General features: G+C 66.4%; 19 protein-coding genes. 3 read left to right on the forward strand and 16 right to left on the reverse strand.

All coding sequences use genetic code 11. The features are described from left to right. The 5 genes from U5A57_RS37060 to U5A57_RS37080 form a co-directional block, all read right to left on the reverse strand. Positions 1–1,626, reverse strand: coding sequence for an iron ABC transporter permease (locus U5A57_RS37060; RefSeq protein WP_321916900.1), 1,626 nt, complete (start codon positions 1,624–1,626; stop codon positions 1–3). Between the two features lie 73 nt (positions 1,627–1,699). Continuing rightward, the gene (locus U5A57_RS37065) at positions 1,700–2,719 is read right to left on the reverse strand and encodes an iron ABC transporter substrate-binding protein (RefSeq protein ID WP_415774703.1); all 1,020 of its coding nucleotides are present in this window, start codon (positions 2,717–2,719) and stop codon (positions 1,700–1,702) included. A gap of 42 nt (positions 2,720–2,761) precedes the next feature. Continuing rightward, positions 2,762–4,081, reverse strand: a complete 1,320-nt coding sequence (gene efeB / locus U5A57_RS37070; protein ID WP_321916848.1) for an iron uptake transporter deferrochelatase/peroxidase subunit — start codon at positions 4,079–4,081, stop codon at positions 2,762–2,764. A gap of 2 nt (positions 4,082–4,083) precedes the next feature. Further along, on the reverse strand, positions 4,084–5,244 hold the full coding sequence (locus tag U5A57_RS37075) for a hypothetical protein (protein WP_321916849.1): 1,161 nt from the start codon (positions 5,242–5,244) through the stop codon (positions 4,084–4,086). 94 nt (positions 5,245–5,338) lie between these two features. Continuing rightward, entirely contained in the window at positions 5,339–6,853 is a 1,515-nt protein-coding gene (locus tag U5A57_RS37080; protein ID WP_415766395.1) for a carbohydrate porin, read from the reverse strand. A gap of 320 nt (positions 6,854–7,173) precedes the next feature. Here U5A57_RS37080 and U5A57_RS37085 point away from each other — a divergent pair, with 320 nt between their 5' ends. Continuing rightward, a complete protein-coding gene (locus tag U5A57_RS37085) occupies positions 7,174–8,034 on the forward strand; it encodes an arylamine N-acetyltransferase (protein WP_321916851.1) in 861 nt (286 codons plus the stop codon). Between the two features lie 47 nt (positions 8,035–8,081). Next, positions 8,082–8,786, forward strand: coding sequence for an isoprenylcysteine carboxylmethyltransferase family protein (locus U5A57_RS37090; RefSeq protein WP_321916852.1), 705 nt, complete (start codon positions 8,082–8,084; stop codon positions 8,784–8,786). Between the two features lie 6 nt (positions 8,787–8,792). Here U5A57_RS37090 and U5A57_RS37095 read toward each other — a convergent pair whose 3' ends face one another. The 7 genes from U5A57_RS37095 to U5A57_RS37125 form a co-directional block, all read right to left on the reverse strand. After that, a complete protein-coding gene (locus U5A57_RS37095) occupies positions 8,793–9,572 on the reverse strand; it encodes a hypothetical protein (protein WP_321916854.1) in 780 nt (259 codons plus the stop codon). Positions 9,573–9,644: 72 nt separating this feature from the next. Further along, entirely contained in the window at positions 9,645–9,785 is a 141-nt protein-coding gene (locus U5A57_RS37100; protein WP_321916856.1) for a hypothetical protein, read from the reverse strand. Further along, complete coding sequence (gene cydB, locus U5A57_RS37105; RefSeq protein ID WP_321916859.1) at positions 9,760–10,764, reverse strand: cytochrome d ubiquinol oxidase subunit II; 1,005 nt, start codon at positions 10,762–10,764, stop codon at positions 9,760–9,762. The genes U5A57_RS37100 and cydB overlap by 26 nt, the downstream gene beginning before the upstream one ends. A gap of 37 nt (positions 10,765–10,801) precedes the next feature. Next, positions 10,802–12,241, reverse strand: coding sequence for a cytochrome ubiquinol oxidase subunit I (locus U5A57_RS37110; protein WP_321916861.1), 1,440 nt, complete (start codon positions 12,239–12,241; stop codon positions 10,802–10,804). 410 nt (positions 12,242–12,651) lie between these two features. Next, positions 12,652–12,840 carry a 4-oxalocrotonate tautomerase gene (locus U5A57_RS37115; RefSeq protein WP_028205614.1) on the reverse strand — a complete coding sequence of 63 codons (189 nt, stop codon included), beginning with the start codon at positions 12,838–12,840 and terminating at the stop codon, positions 12,652–12,654. Positions 12,841–12,884: 44 nt separating this feature from the next. Beyond that, a complete protein-coding gene (locus tag U5A57_RS37120) occupies positions 12,885–13,661 on the reverse strand; it encodes a class II aldolase/adducin family protein (RefSeq protein ID WP_321916864.1) in 777 nt (258 codons plus the stop codon). Positions 13,662–13,671: 10 nt separating this feature from the next. Further along, positions 13,672–14,625: an urea transporter gene (locus U5A57_RS37125; RefSeq protein WP_321916865.1), complete on the reverse strand. Its 954-nt coding sequence runs from the start codon at positions 14,623–14,625 to the stop codon at positions 13,672–13,674. Positions 14,626–14,798: 173 nt separating this feature from the next. On the opposite strand from U5A57_RS37125, the gene U5A57_RS37130 reads away from it, so the two are divergent. Next, entirely contained in the window at positions 14,799–15,380 is a 582-nt protein-coding gene (locus U5A57_RS37130) for a putative glycolipid-binding domain-containing protein (protein WP_321916866.1), read from the forward strand. A 5-nt stretch (positions 15,381–15,385) separates the two neighbouring features. Here U5A57_RS37130 and kch read toward each other — a convergent pair whose 3' ends face one another. From kch to U5A57_RS37150, 4 genes are all read right to left on the reverse strand, one after another. Further along, on the reverse strand, positions 15,386–16,567 hold the full coding sequence (gene kch / locus U5A57_RS37135; RefSeq protein WP_321916868.1) for a voltage-gated potassium channel protein: 1,182 nt from the start codon (positions 16,565–16,567) through the stop codon (positions 15,386–15,388). After that, entirely contained in the window at positions 16,564–17,445 is an 882-nt protein-coding gene (locus U5A57_RS37140; protein ID WP_321916870.1) for a mechanosensitive ion channel family protein, read from the reverse strand. The genes kch and U5A57_RS37140 overlap by 4 nt, the downstream gene beginning before the upstream one ends. Before the next feature lie 124 nt (positions 17,446–17,569). Then, positions 17,570–18,106: an N-acetyltransferase family protein gene (locus tag U5A57_RS37145; protein ID WP_321916872.1), complete on the reverse strand. Its 537-nt coding sequence runs from the start codon at positions 18,104–18,106 to the stop codon at positions 17,570–17,572. A 98-nt stretch (positions 18,107–18,204) separates the two neighbouring features. Next, a complete protein-coding gene (locus tag U5A57_RS37150; protein WP_321916874.1) occupies positions 18,205–19,128 on the reverse strand; it encodes a DMT family transporter in 924 nt (307 codons plus the stop codon). Between the last annotated feature and the right edge of the window lie 34 nt (positions 19,129–19,162).

Genomic DNA, 19,162 nt, shown 5'->3' on the forward strand with positions numbered 1-19,162 from the left:
TCAGACGTCGTGGGAGGGCGCGTTGGCCGTATCGACCGACAGGGTCACGGGTGCATGGCCCGCGAGCGCGGAGCGGCCTGCAAACGCGAACAGCAGGCCCGAAGCGGCGAGCGAAAGCGCGGTGAGCAGTGCGGCATAGGGTGCGGCGGCCGCGAAGGCGAGCGTCGAAGTGTCGGTCCAGACCTGCGTGGCGAGCGTGTGTGTGCCGATCGGCGCGAGCAGCAGCGTGGCGTTGAGTTCGGTGACCACCGAGATGAACACCATCGAAGCGGCTGCGCCAAGGCCTGGGCCCGCGAGCGGCAGCACGACGCGGCGCAGCGTCGCGAACCAGCCGAGGCCAAGTGCGCGCGCCGTATCTTCGAGGCGCTGTTGCGCCTGCATGAGCGCCGCGCGCACGCTCACGAGCGCAAGGGGCAGGCAGAGGATCGCGTACGCCGTAATCAGCAGCGTGGTGCCCTGATAAAGCGGTTCGAGCGCGCGCACGGCGAGCGAGACGATGGCCAGCGCGATGACGAGACTGGGCACGCCCTGCGCGATGAAGGCCGTGCGTTCGAGAAACGTGGCGGCGCGGCCGGGATAGCGCGCAAGCAGATACGCGAGCGGCAGCGCGAGCAGTACGGTGAAAAACGCGGCGGTGAGGCCGAGGCGCAGCGAGGCGAACGTGGTCGAAACCAGCAACTCCGGCGAGACATCGGCGGGTGTGATCGCGGCCGCGCCCGGCTGCGTGAGCCAGTAGCCGATCATCGCGAGCGGCACGCCGAGCGTCGCCACATTGAGCGCGACGAAACCCGCCGCAACGGGCCAGCGCCAGCGGCCGAGCGCATGGCGCACGCTCGCGCGGCGCGCGCCGCGATCCACGCGCTCGTAGCGCGAGCGCCCGCGCACGCGAAACTCGAGCACGAGACACACGAGACAGAGCAGGATCAGCACACAGGCCAGCAGCGAGGCGCCGCCGCCATCGAAGCTCGTGCGGTATTCCGCGTAGATCTCGGTGGTGAACGTGCGAAAGCGCAGCAGCGTGAACGCGCCGAATTCGGAGAGCACGCCGAGCGCAACGAGCAGCATCGAGCCGAACAGCGCAGGCCGCAATTGCGGCAACACGACACGCACGAAAACGGCCCAGCGGTTGCAGCCGAGCGCGCGCGCCGATTCTTCGAGCGCGGGGTCGAGGCCGCGCAGCGCGGCGGCCACGGGCAAATAGACGAGCGGGAAGTACGCCGTCGTGATGACGATGAACGCGCCGAGAAAGTCCTGCAAATCGAGGCTCAGCGAGACCCACGCGTAGCTCGTGACGAACGCGGGCATGGCGAGCGGCGCGGCGGCGAGGAGCGCCCACGCGCGCCGCCCGGGCACGTCGGTGCGCTCGACGAGCCACGCCACCGCTGTGCCGAGCGCGGCGCTGGCGAGCGTGGCCGAAACGGTGATCGAGAGCGTGTTGACGAGCAACTCGCCCACCAGCGGCCGGAAGATCAACTCGGCGGCGTCCGCCAGACCAAAGGAGAGTGCGCGCCAGAACGTCAGCGCGAGCGGCAGCAGCACCAGCAGCGGGCCGAGCGCGGCGGCGGCAAAGAGCGCGCGCGGCGCCCGCCGTCGCGCGCGTTGGGGAGGGCCAGCCGCGACATCCACTTGATGAGCCTCGGGTACGGCCTGCGCCGTAGTGACTGCTTCGCTCACGATCTTGCTTCGAACTCCATACGGTTTACAGCAGGCCGGCCTGGCGCAGCAGCTTGCCTGCCTGGCTGTCGTCGCCGAGCTGCTGGATGGTCAGCGCGGGCGGCTTCAGCTGGTCGAACGGCTTGTTGATGGGATCGCTCGCCACGCCGGGCCGCAGCGGGTACTCGTAGCTGATATGGTTCTGCGCCATCAGCTTCTGCGCGCGTTCGCTCACGAGGTAGGCGAGGAACTTCTGCGCACCGTCCACATTGTGCGCGGACTTCATCACGGCGGCGCCCGAAACGTTGACGAGCGCGCCCACGTCGCCATCGGCGAAGTGCGCGACGGCGCTTTGGGTCTTCTTGTCGCCGATCTCGGCGTGCAGGCGGTCCCAGTAGTAGTTGTTGATGATGCCGGTGGCGACGGCGCCACGGTTCACGGCAGCAACCACGCCTTCATCGTCGTCGAAGATCTGCGAGTTGGTCTTCAGGCCCTTGAGCCATTCGAGCGTTGCGGCTTCGCCCTTCACGGCGAGCACGGCATCCACGAGCGGCAGGAAGTCGGCGTCGCTCGGCGCGATGCCAACCTTGCCTTTCCATTCGGGCTTCGCCAGATCGAAAATCGATTTCGGCAATTGCGCGGGCTGCACTTTGACCGTGTTGTACGCGAGCACGTTCTCGCGCGCGGTCACGCCGACCCATTGTCCTTGCGGCGAGTTAAAGCGTGCGGGCACGACTGCGAGAGTGGCTTGCTGGACGGGAGCGAGCAGGCCCTTTTCTTCAAGTAGCATCAATTCCGGCGAATTCTCGGTGAAGTAGACGTCGGCGGGCGTCTTCTCGCCTTCGGCGACGAGCTGCGCCGCAAGCGCCGGGCCTTCGCCGCTGCGGATCTTCACGTCGATGCCGGTTTGCTGCCCGAAGTCCTTCGCAAGCTGGTTCACGACCTGCTCGTGCTGCGCGTTGTAGAGCGTGATCGACGCGGCGTGCGCGGCGAGCGGCAGCATGCCCGCAAGCGCGAGCGAGAAGGCGGCGGCGCGCAGCGGCGCGCGCATCATGGAAATTTTCATATTGCTTCGTTGTCCGTTGTTATCGAATGATTTCAAGCGATCTCAGGCGCTGAACAGCTCCGCGCCGATGAACGAGCCCGCTTTCGCGCCGGGCGGGCACGCGAAAATCGCGCTGCCCACGTGCGTCGTGAACTGGTTCATCATGTCGAACTTCGCGAGGCGCTCGTTGATCGGAATGAAGCCCGTGCGCGGGTCGCTCTGGTGCGCAACAAAGATCAGACCCGCGTCGTATTCGGTTTCCTGGCGCCACGGCGGCCAGCGCTCGATATAGAAGTCCGTGCTGTCGTTGTACGAGTACGAGCGGCGCAGGATCTGCGCGCCGTTGTTCGACGCGCGGTTCGAAAGACGCACGTGCGAATTCTCGGGAATCAGCGGGTTGCCGTCCTTGTCCTGCGCTTCGAGATCGACGTTGTCGAACTCCTTCTTCTGCCCGATAGGCGCGCCACTGTACTTGTGGCGGCCGAACACCTGCTCCTGGAAGCCCAGTTCCATCTGGTCCCAGTGCTCCAGCGTGATGCGGATGCGGCGCACCACCGTATAGGTGCCGCCTTGCATCCACGGCGCGTCGGCGGCAGTGGCCCAGACGAACTGGTTCATCGCCTTCGGGTCGGTGGTCGGCGGATTGTTCGTGCCGTCCTTGAAGCCCATGAGGTTGCGCGGCGTCTGCGCGCGCGGGCCCGAGAGAAAGCCCGCCTGGCCCCAGCGCATCGTCAGGATTCCGTAGCCTTGGCGCGCGAGTTGGCGCACCGCGTGGAAGGCCACCTGTGCGTCGTTGGCGCACGCCTGCACGAAGAGATCGCCGCCGGTTTTTTGCGCGATCAGTTGGTCGCCGTTAAAGCGCGGCAGGTCGACGAGCGCGGCGGGGCGCTTGTGCGCGAGACCATAGCGATCCTTGTCCTGCGACGTGAAGAGGCCGGGACCGAAGCCGAACGTGACCGTGAGACCCGCCGGGCCGAGGCCCAGCACGTCGCCGGAATCGGGCGCAGGGTGGTCGTCGCCGGTGCCGTCCAGCGACGCCGCCGGCTGCGCCTGGCTCATGCGCGCCGCGGACTCGGTCCACTTGCGCAGCAGGTTGACGACGTCGTCGCGCGAGGTCGTCGTGAGGTCGAAGGCCGCGACATACGTGTGCGCCTGCTGCGGCGTCACGATGCCGCCCTGGTGCTCGCCGTAGAACGGCTCCACCGCGAGCATCGGGTCGGCGGGCATGGCGTGGTGCCTGGCCTCGGCGGCCTGGGCGAGGCCGCTCGTGGCCGCGCCTGCGCCAAGGCTCGCACCGACGCTTGCACCCAATGCGGCGCCGGCTTTCAGGAAGCCGCGCCGCGCAAGGCGCGTTGGGTTGTTGGGAGTATCGTCGGAGGACATGATTATTTAGCCAGCACGAGAGTATTCACATCGTCTTCCACATAGTAGAAGCCGTCGCCCGCCGGGGTCAGCGCGATGCCGAAAAGGTCGCCGTTGCCAGGGGGCGTTTGCGCCTTGTCGGTATCGATCCAGCGTGCGTAGAGCTGCTTCGCTGCGGTCGGGTCAATCTCGACGACCTGGCCGTTCAAGGCATTCGTCACGAGCAGGTGGCCCTGCGGCGTGGTGATCATGGCGAGCGGGCGGTGCAGCAGACCGTCGGCGGTGAGCTGGCGGCCCACGCCCGCGCTCGTGTCGCGCGTGAGCGGGTCTTCGATCACGTTGATGCGGTTGCCGATCGCGTCGGACACGTAAAGCAGCTTGTTGTCCGCCGAAAGCGCGAGGCCGGTCGGGCCGACGAGGAACACGCCCTTGTCCGCCTGCGCGCCAAAGCCGCTCGCCACCACGGTTTCGCTCTTCACGGCCGGCGCCTGGCCGCTCGGGATGTCGAGGTCGAGGCGCAGCACCGTGGCCTGCTTGAACACAGGTGGGTCACCTGCTGCGCTGCCCACGCCGAAGCCCGCGTTGCTCACGAACAGCGTGGCGTGGTCGCCGTTGTCGACCACGGCCATGTTGCCCCACGGGTCATTGATGTTCGGACTGCTGATGACCTTCGCGATCTTGCCGCCGCTGTCGAGCACGATCATGCAGCCCGCGCCCTTGGTGCCGGTCGTGCCGTCGTTGCTCGGCGTGCTGCCCACGATGACCCAGCCCGACTTGAGCATCGTCATCGCGGTCGAGAGGCCGACACCGCCCGGACACTCCTTGAGATCGCGCGGAATCGTCGCGAACAGCGTCATCTGCTTCGTGTCGGGGTGATAGTCGATGATGGTGCTGCCGGTGCCCTGCAGGTTGGCCGCATTGTTGAAGTTGTCCACCAGCACGTCGCCTTCTTTCACCGTGCCGGCGGAAACCGGCGCGACGAAGATCGCGTACGGGTTCTGGTCGCCGTTGTCGGGCACGGTGTTGATGAGCGTGGTGTGGTGCTTGACGGTCTCGAGCAGGCCCTGCGGGTCGGCGTGGGCCGCGAGCGGCGCGCCGGCGAGCACTGCCGCGGCGGCCAGCGCGAGCGCGGAGCGGGCCGCGTGGACCGTGCATTGCAGGAGCGTGCGCGTAGCGTGTTTCATACTGAATCTCCGTGCCTCGCGCGGCCGCAGTGCGTGCGGTTGGGAAAACGCGAGGACTTGGGGTTGAACATGGGTCGGTTGCGCTTTCTTGGGCTTAGAACGTGATGTTGGTCCGCACGCCCACCACGAACGTGTTGCGCAGCGGCGCGGTCGGGTCCTGCGGATTCTGGCCCGCGCCCGCGTTGAACGTGTATTGCGCGTCGGCCTGCAGAATCCACCATGGCGTGACCTGATACTGATAGGTCAATTCGAGCGCCGTTTCCTGCGTGCGCACGCCGTAAGGACCGCCGGTGAACATCTGCTGGTCGAGGTCGAGGTTGTGCACGTTGTTGCCGACCTTGATGTAGGTGGCGGCGATGCCCACGCTGTCGTTGTCGCGGCCCTTGAACGGCGCCTTCATCACGATGCCGAGGTTGGCCGCGAGGCTCACGAGATTGCGGTCGCCGGGCGCGCCCATCACGCGTGCGAATACGCCGATGCTGCGCGGCTCGTCCGGGTCGGGGCGCCAGATCATCTGGTCGGCCACGGCATAGAAGCTGTAGTTGCCCTGGTGCTGCAACGCAATGCCGGTCGAAGCCGGGTTCGCGAGCGAAAGCCCCGTGTTGTCGAAGCGCTGGTCGGCGAACGAGTTGGTGTTGTACCAGAAGCCCAGCTTGTAGGTGCCCGGCAGGCCGTGATTGTCTGCGCTGACCAGTTCGCCTTCTGACGGCTGGTTGATGGCGTATTGCAGTTCGCCGATCCACAACGTGCCGTTGTGCAGATTGAAGTTCGTACCACTAAGATTATTCGGATCGTTGCCGAGCGGGTCGCCGGAGAACACACCCGCGAGCGCGGTCAACGAAGGCGTGATCTGCCCGCGCACGCGCACGCCGAGACCGGCGAGCGGATAGGCGGGGCCGCCCGAGGGCATGTCGTACGAGGGCAGCGCAGGCCAGCCGAACATCGTGTTGATGAACAGCGCCCCGTACTGGCTCACGATGAATTCCTGGTCGAGACTTTGCTGACCGATCTTCACGTCGAGGCGCTTGTTGAAGAACGATTGCTGATACCACAGCTCCCACAGGCGCGTGGTCGGCGTCGCTTCAATGCCGCTCGCGGTGTTCAGCGTGCCGAGGTTCGACGTGCTCAGGTTGGTGCCGTGAATCTGCAGGGCGCTCACGTTGAAGAGGCCGCCCGGAATGCCGAGCGCCTTGCTCGTGTCGACCTGCACCGTCGCCGTCGTGAGGCCGTCGTACGCGCCGCCCGTCTTGAGACCGCCACGCAGATTCGCGAGGTACTCGCTCGTCTCGGTAAGCTGGAATGTCACACCGTATTTGCCGAGCCAAGGCCGCAGGCCGCCCATGTCGCCGAGCAGGTTCTGGCGCGTCCAGATGCCGGTCCAGAAGTTCGACGGCTGCGACTGAATGGCGAGGTCGGCTTCCGGAGCTTCAGGAGCGGCGTCGGGGTTGGCATTGCTCTGTGCGCGCGCTGCGCCGCATGCGAATGTCGCGCTCGCGGCGAGCACGGCAATGGCGCGCAACGCCGGTGCGCGCCGACGCGCCGGGCGGCCTGGCGCCGCGCTGCGCGAGCCGGCCGGCGCGGGCACGCGGACGGTTCGGGTCAATTCCATCGTATTCCTTACTTATTGAAATGATTGCTTGATTGATCGCGTTGGCGTTTGTTATTCGCAAGCCGCTGAATACCCGACATCTCCAGACGGCGCCATCGTACTAACAGCAAATGCGAGCGTCAACAAAAACGAGAATGATTCTCAACCGTTTTACGCAAGTTTTACGTGGCGTCATCTGAATGCTTACGGATGCCTGTCTATTGCGCGTTCGTGCATTACAGACAGTTAGTTTTGGACGTAATAGTCAGGCGAATGAAGTCGCATATCATCACGGTTGTGAACGCACGTTCACCGCTCAAACTTCAAACCAAACTGGCTCCATGACCGACACTTCCTCACGCTACGAACTCGATCTCGATGCGTACTTCGCCCGCATCGGCTACGGCGGTTCGCGAGCCGCCACGCTCGCCGTGCTGTGCGAACTGCATCGTCTTCATCCGCTTGCCATTCCGTTCGAGAATCTCGATCCGCTCGCCGGGCGGCGCGTGTCGGTCAAGTTGCCGGACATTGCCGATAAACTCGTGGCGCAGCGTCGCGGCGGCTACTGCTTCGAGCACAACACGTTGTTTGCGCACGTGCTCATGCAACTGGGCTTTTCCGTGACGCCGCTTTCCGCGCGCGTGCTGTTCGGCCAGGCGCCGGGCGCGCGCACGCCGCGCACGCATATGCTGCTGCGCGTGGAGGCCGAGGGCGATTCGTGGATCGTGGACGTGGGTTTCGGCGGCGCGACGTTGTGCGTACCGCTCCTGCTTTCGAGCGAGGCGCAACAGCAAACGCCGCACGAGCCGGCGCGGCTCGTGACGCTTTCAGACGATGAGCGCAAACTCGAATTGTTCGACGGCGAGAAGTGGTTCGACGTTTATCGCTTCGAGTTGACGCCCGCGGAGTGGGTCGATTACGAAGTGGCGAACTGGTATACGTCGGCGTCGCCCGATTCGTTTTTCACGTTCAGCCTGATCGCGTGCATCGCGCGTGAAGGTGGTCGCGCGATCCTGTTCAACGATCGATTTACCGAGCGCGACGCGCAAGGCCAGGTGAGCGAGGAGCGTACGATCGCCAATGGAGAGGAACTCGCGAAGTGTCTGCGCGAACGCTTCGGCATCGACCTCACCCGCGGCGAAGCGGCGCAGCGTATCGACGCCGATGTGCTCTATGCGCGCATGACTTCGCACGGCGCATAGCAGGAAGCGCGCGTAACAACACCTGGGCCGCGCGCAAGGAGGGCATCATGACTGAGCCGAAAATGACGAAAGCGCTAATGGCGAAGCTGTTCGTGCAAGTCGTGGTCTGGTTCGGGTTGATGGGTGCGCTGCTGTTCGTTTCGGCGGGCACGCTGGCCTGGACGGCAGCGTGGCTGTGGCTCATCGAGTGGGCGTTGTGCGGCGTGTGGATCGGGCTGTGGCTCGGGCGCGAAGATCCGGGGCTCCTCGTCGAGCGGCTCGCGCCTTTCGCGCAACGCACACAGCAGCCGTGGGACCGCGTATTCATGCTGTGCGTATCGGTGGGGTTCTGCGCGTGGCTGTGCCTGATGGGCATCGACGCCGTGCGCATGGGCTGGTCGCGCGTGCCGCTGTGGCTCAGCGTGCTCGGCGCCATTTTCATCTTCGTCGATATCTACGCAACGCGTGCGGTCTTCGCGGCGAACCGCTTTGCCGCACCGGTCGTAAAGATTCAGAGCGAACGCGGGCATACGGTCAGCGACACGGGCCCGTATGCCTACGTGCGTCACCCAATGTATGGCTTCGCGCTGCTCTTTCTCGCCGGCACGCCGCTCATGCTCGGTTCGTGGTGGGGGCTCGCGTGCGTGCCCGTCATGGTCGTGGGGATCGGCTATCGCGCGGTGCGCGAAGAGCAAACGCTCGCGGAGAATTTGCCCGGCTACCGCGAGTATCTGGCGCGCGTGCGTTATCGCTTCGTGCCGGGCATCTGGTAGCAGGGACTAGCGCGTGGCGGGCGAAGTCAACGCTTGCGCGTAGCGCCGGTAAAGCCAGGCGAGCGCCGTGGTGGTGAGCAGCGCGAACACGATATTGCCGATGCTCTGGCCAATGGCGAGCGCGGTGAGCCAACCGGGCTGCCGCACGATTTCAGGCGAAACGCCCGCGAGGCCCATGCCGATGAGCACGATGAGGCCGCATACGGCAATGGGCAGCGCCGCGACGAAGGTGACGCCAAAGAGGCTCCAGAAATGCCCGCGGCTGTCGCGCCATGCGGCGCCGAAGGCGATCGGGCTGCCGATTGCAAGCGCCGGAAAGAGCAGCGAGAGGCGCACCGCCACGAACATCCAGATTGCAAGGACCACCAGAAAGAGGAACGCCGCGCCGCCCTGGTACTGAGGCCGCAGCACGACCCACAGCAAGAGCGCGAATGCGCCGAGCGCGACCGCCAGAATGAGGCCAACCGCGAAGATACGCAGGAACGGTTTCGCCCCTGCCGGCATGAGCGGCGCGCTGCGCTCGCCTAGCAGCACGAAGCGCGAGATCTTCAGCGTGAACCAGAGGTAGACGAGCGAATTCAGCAGCGAGGCGAGATTGCCGAGCGCAATGAGTCCGGCCGAGGGCGTCGCGCCTTCGGCCGGCACGGGCCGCCCGGCGAGCCCGAACCACCCGAGCGCCGCGTAGATCGCGAAAGTCGCCAGAACGAGAACCGGCATTTGCACGGCGGCCTGCCAGGCGCTCGCCCACGCGCGCTTGACGCATTCCATGAAGGTCATCTGTTGCATGAAGGTTTCACACGGGTGACAGAGAGCCTACAGTCTAACGCGGCGCCGTGAAATCGAGCGCGCCTGTGCCAATCACTTGACGGCGAACAGCGTGAGGTTCATGAAGACCTTGAACGCGAAGCCGAGCGACACGGCCGCACCCACGCCCGCACACCAAAGGAGTACGAACCAGATCCAGCCGGGCAGCTTAGTGGTAGTGATGGGTGTCGCCATGACGCACCTTGCCTCTGAAGACCCAGTAACCGAGCATCGTGTACGCGAGAATGATCGGCAGAATGAATGCGGCGCCCACGAGCGTGAACGTCTGGCTCTCGCGCGGCGCGGCCGCTTCCCAGAGCGTGAGGCCCTGCGGAATCGCGTAAGGCCACAGGCTCACGAGCAAGCCTGCGTAGCCGAGCAGCACGAGCCCGATGGCCGCGATGAAGGGTGTCTTGTGATGGCGCGCATGCACGGCCCAGCGCATCCATGAGGCGCAGGCGAGCACGAGCAGCGGCACCGGCGCGAGACGCCAGAAGAGGCCCGAACGGAACCAGCGATCGGCAATCGCCGGGTCCTGCAGCGGCGTCCACAGGCTCACGAGCGCGATGAAGCCGAGCAGCATGACAGTAAGCGGCCAGACGAGCTTGCGCAGGCGGCGCTGCAGGTCGCCCTCGGTCTTCGCGACGAGCCAGCAGCAGCCGAGCAGCGCGTAGGTCGCGACGAGCCCGAAGCCCGAAAGCAGGCTGAATGGCGTGAGCCAGCCGAAGGCGTCGCCGGCGAACTGGCCGCCGTCCATCGGAATGCCTTGCAGGAAGGCGCCGAGCGCAATGCCCTGGAAGAACGCCGCACCGGTCGAGCCGCCGATGAACGCGAGGTCCCACAAATGCTTCGTGCGATTGGCCTTGGCGCGAATCTCGAACGACACGCCGCGGAAGATCAGGCACGCGAGCATGAACACGAGCGGCAGATAGAGCGCGGAAAGCACGGTTGAGTAGACGACGGGGAACACGGCGAAAAGCCCCGCGCCGCCTAGCACGAGCCAGGTCTCGTTGCCGTCCCACACGGGGGCGACGGTGTTCATCATGAGATCGCGCTCTTCCTCGTCGGGAAAGAGCGGAAACACGATGCCGATGCCGAGATCGAAGCCGTCGAGCACCACGTAGAGAAGAACGCCGAGCGCGATGATCGCGGCCCAGATGACGGTGACATCCATTTGCTTGCTAGCCTCGTAACGATGAATGCGGGGCGCCTCAAGCGTCGATCAGCTGATCGGCGGCGGACATGGGGCGGCGTGCGGTCTGATTCACAGTGAGCGCAGGGTGGGCCACGCGCGGTTCACGCGGCTCGTCGTGCGAGTGCGGCTTCGTGCCGGGCAGCGCAGGGCCTTTGCGCAGCAGCTTGAGCAGGTAGTAGATGCCCGTGCCGAACACAAGGAAGTACACGGCCACGAACGCCATCAGCGAAACGCCCACTTGCTGCGCCGTGAGTGGCGACACCGCTTGCGCCGTGCGCATCACGCCGTAGACCACCCAGGGCTGGCGGCCGGCTTCGGTCGTGACCCAGCCCGCAAGCAGCGTGATGAAGCCCGTTGGTCCCATGGCGAGCGCGAAGCGCTGGAAACCACGCGATTCGTACAGCGTGCCACGGCGGCGCAGCACCCAGCCCACCACGCCGAGCAGAATCATCAGGAGGCCTAAACCGACCATGACGCGGAAGCTCCAGAACAGCAGCGGCGAATTGGGCCGCTCGTCGGCGGGGAAGGACTTGAGCCCCTTGATCTCGCCGTCCCAGCTATGCGTGAGGATCAGGCTGCCCAGGTGCGGGATGGAAACGGCGTAGCGCGTGGTCTCGGCCTGCATGTCTGGGATGCCGAACAGGTTCAGTGCTGTGCCGCCTTGTTCGGTGTCCCAAATGCCTTCGATCGCGGCGATCTTGGCGGGCTGATATTCGCGCGTGTTCAGGCCGTGCGCGTCGCCCACGAGGGCTTGCACCGGTGCGAGCACGAGCAGCAGGCCGAGCGCCATCGAAAACATCTTCTTGATGGCGGGGTCGCGCCGCCCCTTGAGCAAGTGGTATGCGCCGCTCGCGGCCACCACGAGCGCGGCCACGATGAACGCGGCGATCGCCATGTGCGCAAGACGGTAAGGGAACGACGGGTTGAAAATGATCTTGAACCAGTCGACCGGCACGACGTGGCCATCGACGACCTTGAAGCCTTGCGGCGTCTGCATCCAGCTATTCGAGGCGAGGATCCAGAACGTGGAGATGAGCGTGCCGATGGCGACCATCAGCGTCGCGCCGAAGTGGGCGCGCGGGCTCACGCGGTTCCAGCCGAACAGCATGATGCCGAGGAAGCCTGCCTCGAGAAAGAACGCGGTCATGACTTCGTACATGAGCAGCGGCCCGGTTACAGGGCCGGCGAACGACGAAAAGCCCGACCAGTTGGTGCCGAACTCATAGCTCATCACGACGCCGGAGACGACGCCCATGCCGAAGGCCACGGCGAACACTTTCGACCAGAACAGGCAAAGGTCCTTGTAGAACGGCTGACGCGTTTTGAGCCAGCAGGCTTCGAGCACGGCGATAAAGCTTGCAAGCCCGATGGAAAGCGCCGGAAAGACGATGTGAAACGAGACGGTGAAGGCGAACTGCAGCCGGGCCAGGTCGAAGGCGGAGAGTGACGTGTGCATGTGCGTGCCTGTTGCTTGCTTACTGGGAAATGCGCGGGGGAACCTGCACACTGCACCGCAGTGGGGGCGCTGCGGTTGCGTGCGATGGACGTAAGCGTAGGGGAATGGCGGCGGTTTTGCTGCACTGCGACGTGCGCCAGCGTGTCGCAGTCGTCAATCTCAATCAGTAGAAAACATGCGCTAACGCATTGATAAAGATCAATTTAGATTAAACGTTCGTTGTGCAGGCGGGGTGTGCGAGGGGTGTGGCGCTGCGGCAATACACCGCGCAGCCGCGTGGGGTGCGTCAATGCGCCTCGGGGTGCGGCGCAAGAAAGCGTGCGAGGGAGGATTCAGTCGCGCCTGGCGGCGCGGGCGCTGCGTGCGACGCCAGGCGGAAAAAGATAAGGAATGCGATAGAAGGGGAAGCGTCAGCGCGGATCGCTCCACAGCTTGCCGGCCGTCGCCCAATTTTCCGGCTTCACGTCGTGAAAGATGATGTCGACGGATTGCGGCTCGACGCCGAGCACCTTGCAGGTGGTCTCGGTCAGTGCCGCGGCGAGCTGGCGCTTTTGTTCGACGCTGCGGCCTTCGAACATTTCGATGTGGAATGTTGGCATGCGGGTCTCCTCGGAAAGTCAGTGATGCGATGGAATGGGCGTGGTTAGTCGCGGTATGACGAATCGATGCGATCGAGCTTGCGCAGCAGCGCCGGCCATTCGAGCACGCCTTCGATCGCGCCGCCGTCGCGCAATTGCTCGGCGGTGCGTTCGGCCACCTCGGGCGGCGGCAAGACGAGCGGCACGCCGCCGGCCTGCGCTTGCAACTGGATTTCGCAGGCCTTGATGAGCGTCGCCATCAGCACATAGGCTTCAGCCACCGTGCGGCCGGTGGTGAGCGTGCCGTGATTGCGCAGCAGCATGGCCGGGTGCGTGCCCAGGCTCGCGGTGAGGCGCGTGCCTTCGGCGGGCGTGAAAGCAAGGCCCTCGTAGTCGTGCCACGCTAGCTGGCCGTAAAAGCGCAGCGCGTGCTGCGAGCCAGGCAAGAGTCCGTCGCGCTGCATCGACACGGCAATGCCCGCCGTATTGTGCAGATGCATTACGCACACTGCGTCGGGCCGCGCGAGATGCACGGCCGCATGCAGCGCGAAACCGGTGGCGTTCACAGGGTGCTCGCTCTCGCCGACGATGCGGCCTTCGGTGTCGATCTTCACGACGTTCGAGGCGCGCACTTCGTCGAAGGCGAGGCCGAACGGATTGATGAGGAAGCGGCCAGGTTCCCCGGGCACGGCGGCGGAAACGTGCGTGTAGATGAGGTCGTCCCAGCCGTTGAGCGCAATCAGGCGGTAGGCGGCGGCGAGATCGACGCGCAGTTGCTGCTCGGCGGCGGAGCGCGGTGCGGTCTCGGCGCAGGTGCTCGTCGGGCGATGGGCGAAAGACATGGCGATTCCTTCAGCGGACGGTGGATTCTTCAGGCGGCGTGGCTGACGCGGGCAGCGCGCGCAGGCGTCGCGCTGCCACATGCACGCACCAGCTCGCCAGCACGAACGGCGCGGTTAGCGCGGGCAATCCGCAGCGCACGGCGGCCAGATGCAGGGCCGCGGCGAGCATGGTCGCACAGAACGCGGCGCGCATGCCGAGCGTGCACACGGCGAGCGCCGCAAGCGCGCCATTGAAGCCCGCGAGGCCCGCGCCGAAGGCGTCCGGACTCACGCCGCACGCGAGTTCGAGGGCGCTCGCGAGCGCCGCGCCGCTGAGCGCATAGACTGCCGCGCGCCGCGACGACCAGGCGAGACCGGCTAGCACACACAGGCCCGCCGCCGCGCCCGTTGTGAACGTGGTTTGCGCGAGGCCGCTCAATACGCCAGCCGCGGCGTGGACTGCAGCCTCGAGCGGCGAACCGTGCGGGGCGAGCGGTGCAACGGCGCTCGCGGTGGCAACGGGCTCGCTGCCCGGATGCAGCGGCAGCCAGATCCAGGTCGCGATGAGGCAGGGCACGGAATACAGGCCGAGCCGCGCGCGGGCGAGCCAGCGGTTCAGCGGCCCGGCGATCCACGCGCTCGCGCCGCCCGCGATGAGCGCGAGCGCAGCCGCCGTGCCCGCGTCGCCGACGAAGGTGAACGCCGCGAGCGCGGCGAGCGCGCCGTTGTAGCCGGCGAGGCCGTCGTGGATCGCGGTTTCTGCGTGGCCCGCCACGAGCGCGCAGACGTTGGCCGCCGCGGCGCCGAGCAGGGCGGCGAGCGCCAGCCGCCAGTCGGTGAGCGCGAGCGCCGCGAGCAGGCACGCGCCCGTTCCCGCGTTCGCCTGCAGCACGATCTGGCCGAGGCTGCGTAAGAGCGCGCGCAAGGCGGGGCCTGCGGCTGTGTCGGCAGTGGCGCTGGAAGCGGCGGAAAATCGGGCGGACATGGTGAAATGCGGATACTGGCGAGTGCGGCCCCGGTGCGAGACGCACGGCCGGCCAGAGTGCGAGCATAGGCGATGCAGCCCGCTTCGCGCATGCGCGTAGGTTGATAGTCGCTATTTGCCGCCGCGTTACGATACGCACACGGCGGGTGCCGTGATCTTTGTGGAGGCGGACGATGCGGGAAGTGCGTTGGGCATCCGAAACGGGCGAGGGCATCGAGCATCTGGCGTTCGATGCGCATTGCGGCCCGAAATTTGGCGAAAAAGGCGACACGATCCGCGCGGAAAGCGTGGTCGTCGGCGAGCGCTACGGCAAATCTTATGGCCTGGCTTACGCCATCGAGTGCGACGCGCAGTGGCGCGTGCGTTGGGCGGCGTTTCGCGTGATGGGCGGCCGCTCGCTCGTGCTACAGGGCGACGGCAAGGGTCACTGGACCGACGGGGAAGGGCGCGCACTGGCAGCGCTCGACGGCTGCATCGATATCGACATCGCCGCGACACCGTACACGAACACACTGCCGATCCGGCGTTTAGGCCTCGCGCGCGGCGAGCGCCAGCCAATTCGCGTGGTGTACATCGCCGCGCCGGAGCTGGAGCCCAAACCGGTCGAGCAGGCCTACGTGTGCATCGAACGCGACCGCGAGTACCGCTACGAGGGCATCTTCCGCGATTTCACGGCGAACTTGCGCGTGGACGAAGATGGGCTCGTGATCGACTATCCGACGTTGTTTCGGCGATTGCCGCCCACGCAACGGTAAAACGGTTATGCGGCGCCCCCCGTGCTCTTCCCAAACAACAACTGCTCGATCAGCGTGTTGTCGATGGTCTCGTTGTTGAGCGTGCGCGCGAGCAGTTCGCCTGCGAGCAGTTGCGGCGAAAACACCATGTCGGGCTGCAAGAGGCGCAACCGCTGCAAGTTGCGGCTGTCGTTCACGAGCGCCACTGTGCGCACCTTCGGCGCGATCTCCTTGATCGCGAGAATCACGAACGCGTTCTCGGCGTCGTCGGAGCGCAGCGCGAGCGCGGCGAGCGCGGTTTCGGCGCCTGCGTTGTGGAGCGTGGCGGTGTCGCTCGCGTCGCCGACGATCAGGTCGGCCTCGGCCGGATAGTTGTGCGGCGTATTCGGCGCGACGATCACGGTTGCCGCGTAGCCGCGCTTAACGAGCCCCCCATACACGCTATGCGCGAGCGGCGAGGCGCCAACGATCAGATAGTGGTTCTTGCGGGTCACGTTGGAAATGCCTCCCTTGACGATGCGTTTCAAATGGCCGCCGATCACGGGCCCGATCACGGCGCTGATCGAAGTCGCGAACACGGTGATCCCGAGCACGATGATCGAGGCCGTGAAAAGCCGCGCGGTGTCCGAGTGCGGCACGATATCGCCGTAGCCGACCGTGGACATCGACACGATCGAGAAGTAGAACGCGGTGACGAGGTTGCGAATGGGCGGCGCAAAGTCGTCGCCGAGATACAGCGCGCCGAACACTGCGTAGACGACCAACGAGCCAATGCTCAGGAATGCGAACAAGGAGCCCGCAGCGACGCTCGCGCGATCGAAACGGCGCCAGTAGTAAATGAGCGCGCAGGCGAGTGCGAGCGAGAAGGCCGCTAGCGCGTGGCTGCGATAGTCGCCCCACAGGCAGATGCTGGCCGCGCCGGCGAGCAGCACGAGTGAGAGCACCCATGCCACGCGCGCGCGCAGCGCAATGCCGAACGACATCATCGTGAGGCCGGTGGCGACCAGCGCCTGGGGAAGCGCGAGCACGCCGAATGCGTTGATGAGCGTGATCCAGTCGTCGAACCAGTTGCCGCGCGCGTGTTCGAGCGCTCTCTGCGCGACCGGGCGCACGAGCAGCAGGCCGTCGAGCACCAGCAGCAAGGCCAGGTAGCCGTGCGGCACTAGCCCTCTGGCATAGCCGCGCAGGCGGCGCGCGTACGCGTTCATTGCTGCGCTTGTTGCGTCGACTGCGTCGGTTGTGTCGGTTGCTCCGGCTGCGTCTGCACGATGTGCAGCTCGCGGGTGCGCAGCGGCAGCGAGCAGTGCGCGTCGTTGAGCGCCTGGCGCACCTGGCGCGAAAGGTCCCAGCGCATGTCCCAGAACGTGTCGATGTTCGACCACACCCGGATGTTGAGCACGGCGGTGCTGTCGTCGAAGCGCGTCACCATCACTTGCGGCGCGGGCGAGGCCAGCACGCGCGGGTCGGCGGCGGCGAGCGTGCGCAATACGTCGATCGCGCGGTTCACGTCGTCGCGCACCGACACCTCCACTTCGAGGTCGAGCCGGCGCGTGGGATTGCGGCTGTAGTTGCGGATCGAATTGCTCCACAGCGCGCTGTTCGGCACGTATTCGCAGATGCCGTCCGGCTTCGTGAGGCGCGTGGTGAAGAGGTTCACTTCCTCGACGGTGCCCGCAACGGTGCCTGCGCCGCCGTCGATATAGTCGCCTACCTTGAACGGCCGCAGCAGCAACAGCATGATCCCCGCCGCGATGTTCTGCAGCGTGCCTTGCAGCGCGAGACCGATGGCGAGACCCGCCGCGCCGAGCACTGCGACGATGCTGGCGGTCTGGATGCCGATTTGCGAGAGCGCGCCGATCACGGCGACGAGGCGCACGCCCCACACGGCCGTGTCGCGCACGATGGGGCGCAGCGTCGGGTCGATGGCGCCGCCGCGTCGCGCGATCCAGTTGGCTACGCGCCGGGAGAACCACCAGCCGAACCAGATGATCGCGAAGGCCGCGCACAAGCGCAGCGCGAGCGCGGAGAGCGCGTCCCACAGGAAGCCCCAGTTGGCCGGGTGCAGGTGTTCGAGGAGGGGTTGCATGGCGAATCAGTCCTTGTCTTCGGAGCCTTGGAACTGGCTCCGTTGCGAAAGGACGTATTGTACGAGCCGCGTTTCGCTTGCGGCGCGTGTGCGGCGCGCCGGAGCGTTTTTTGCGCGTGCCGCGTCAGCCTTTGGGCGGCGTATCCGCGCCCGGCCCGAGCGTGCGCTGCATGAGCGCCGTGTCGCGCCACTGGCCGTGCTTGAAGCCTACGCCGCGCAGCGTGCCGGTCAGTTCGAACCCGAGGCGCTCGTGCAGTTTGAGCGAGCCGCCGCGCGGGTCGGCGACCACGGCGATCATTTGCCGCCACGGGCCTGCCTCGCAGCGTTCGATCAGCGCGTTAAGCAACGTGTGGCCGAGTCCGCGGCCGCGAAACGCTTCGTCGATATAGATCGAGTCTTCAACGGTGAAGCGGTACGCCGGGCGCGGCCGGTAGGGCGTGGCGTAGCAGTAGCCCGCCACGCGGCCGCCGATCTCGGCGACGAGCCAGGGCAGGCCGTGTTCGCGCACGGCGGCGTGGCGGCGCAGCAGTTCGTCGAGCGCAGGCGGGGTCTCCTCGAACGAGGCCGTGCCGTGCAGCACGTGGTGCGCATAGATCGCGGCGATGGCGGGAAAGTCGTCGGCGGTGGCGTCGCGCACGTGCGCGTCGGTGTGTGGGGTCATCGGTTGGAGCGGGGCGCGAAGGCACAGCGGAAGGAGGTTTGCATCCCTCACTATGCCTCGCGCGCGGGCGCTTTTGAAGCGCGCCAAAAATGCATGGCTTAGACGCGCTGCGTGCGGGTGCGATTCGCGACCGTGGATGCGCCCGTTGCGCGCCCGAAGCGCCGCGCCCCGGCCACGCACGCGATCACCACGGCAGTGACGGCGATCATCGCCGGCGGGACGGTTTCGTGCAGCAGTAGCGCCGCGAGCACGAAGCCGAAGAACGGCTGCAGCAACTGCAATTGCCCCACGCCCGCAATGCCGCCGAGCGCGAGCCCGCGGTACCAGAACACGAAGCCGATCAGCATGCTGAAGAGCGACACATAGGCGAACCCCCACCACGAAGCCGCGCCGACGGCGGCGAACGACGCGGGGCGCAGCCACCACGCGAGCGGCGCCATCACGGGCAGCGAGATCGCGAGCGCCCAGCAGATCACCTGCCAGCCGCCAAGGCGCCGCGAAAGCCGCGCGCCTTCCGCGTAGCCGAGCCCGCACACGACGATGGCGGCGAGCATGAGCGCGTCGCCGAGCGGCGAGGCGTCGATGCCGTGGCGCAGCGCGAACGCCACCACGGCGGCGCTGCCCGCCGCTGAAAAGACCCAGAAGGCCGGCTGCGGACGCTCGCCCGCGCGCAGCACGCCGAACACGGCGGTGGCGAGCGGCAGCAAGCCGACGAACACAATCGCGTGCGCCGAACTCACGTGCTGGAGCGCGAGCGCGGTGAGGAGCGGAAAGCCCACCACCACACCGAGCGCGACGATGACGAGCGGCCAGATTTCGTTGCGCGCCGGCCGCGCCGCGCGCAGCGACAGAAGCAGCAACACGCCGAGCACGCCCGCGATGGTCGCGCGCGCGCCCGTGAGGAACACGGGGTCGAGGCCGAGCACGGCGAGTCGCGTGGCGGGCAGCGAGCCGCTGAAGATGAGGACGCCTGCGAGGCCGCAGAGCCAGCCATCGGTGGTGGGATCGAGCGTTTTGCGCATGGGCAATGGCCAAGGGGAAAACATCGGTGATCGA

It is taken from the genome of Paraburkholderia sp. J11-2 (assembly GCF_905220185.1).
Classification (GTDB): Bacteria; Pseudomonadota; Gammaproteobacteria; order Burkholderiales; family Burkholderiaceae; genus Paraburkholderia.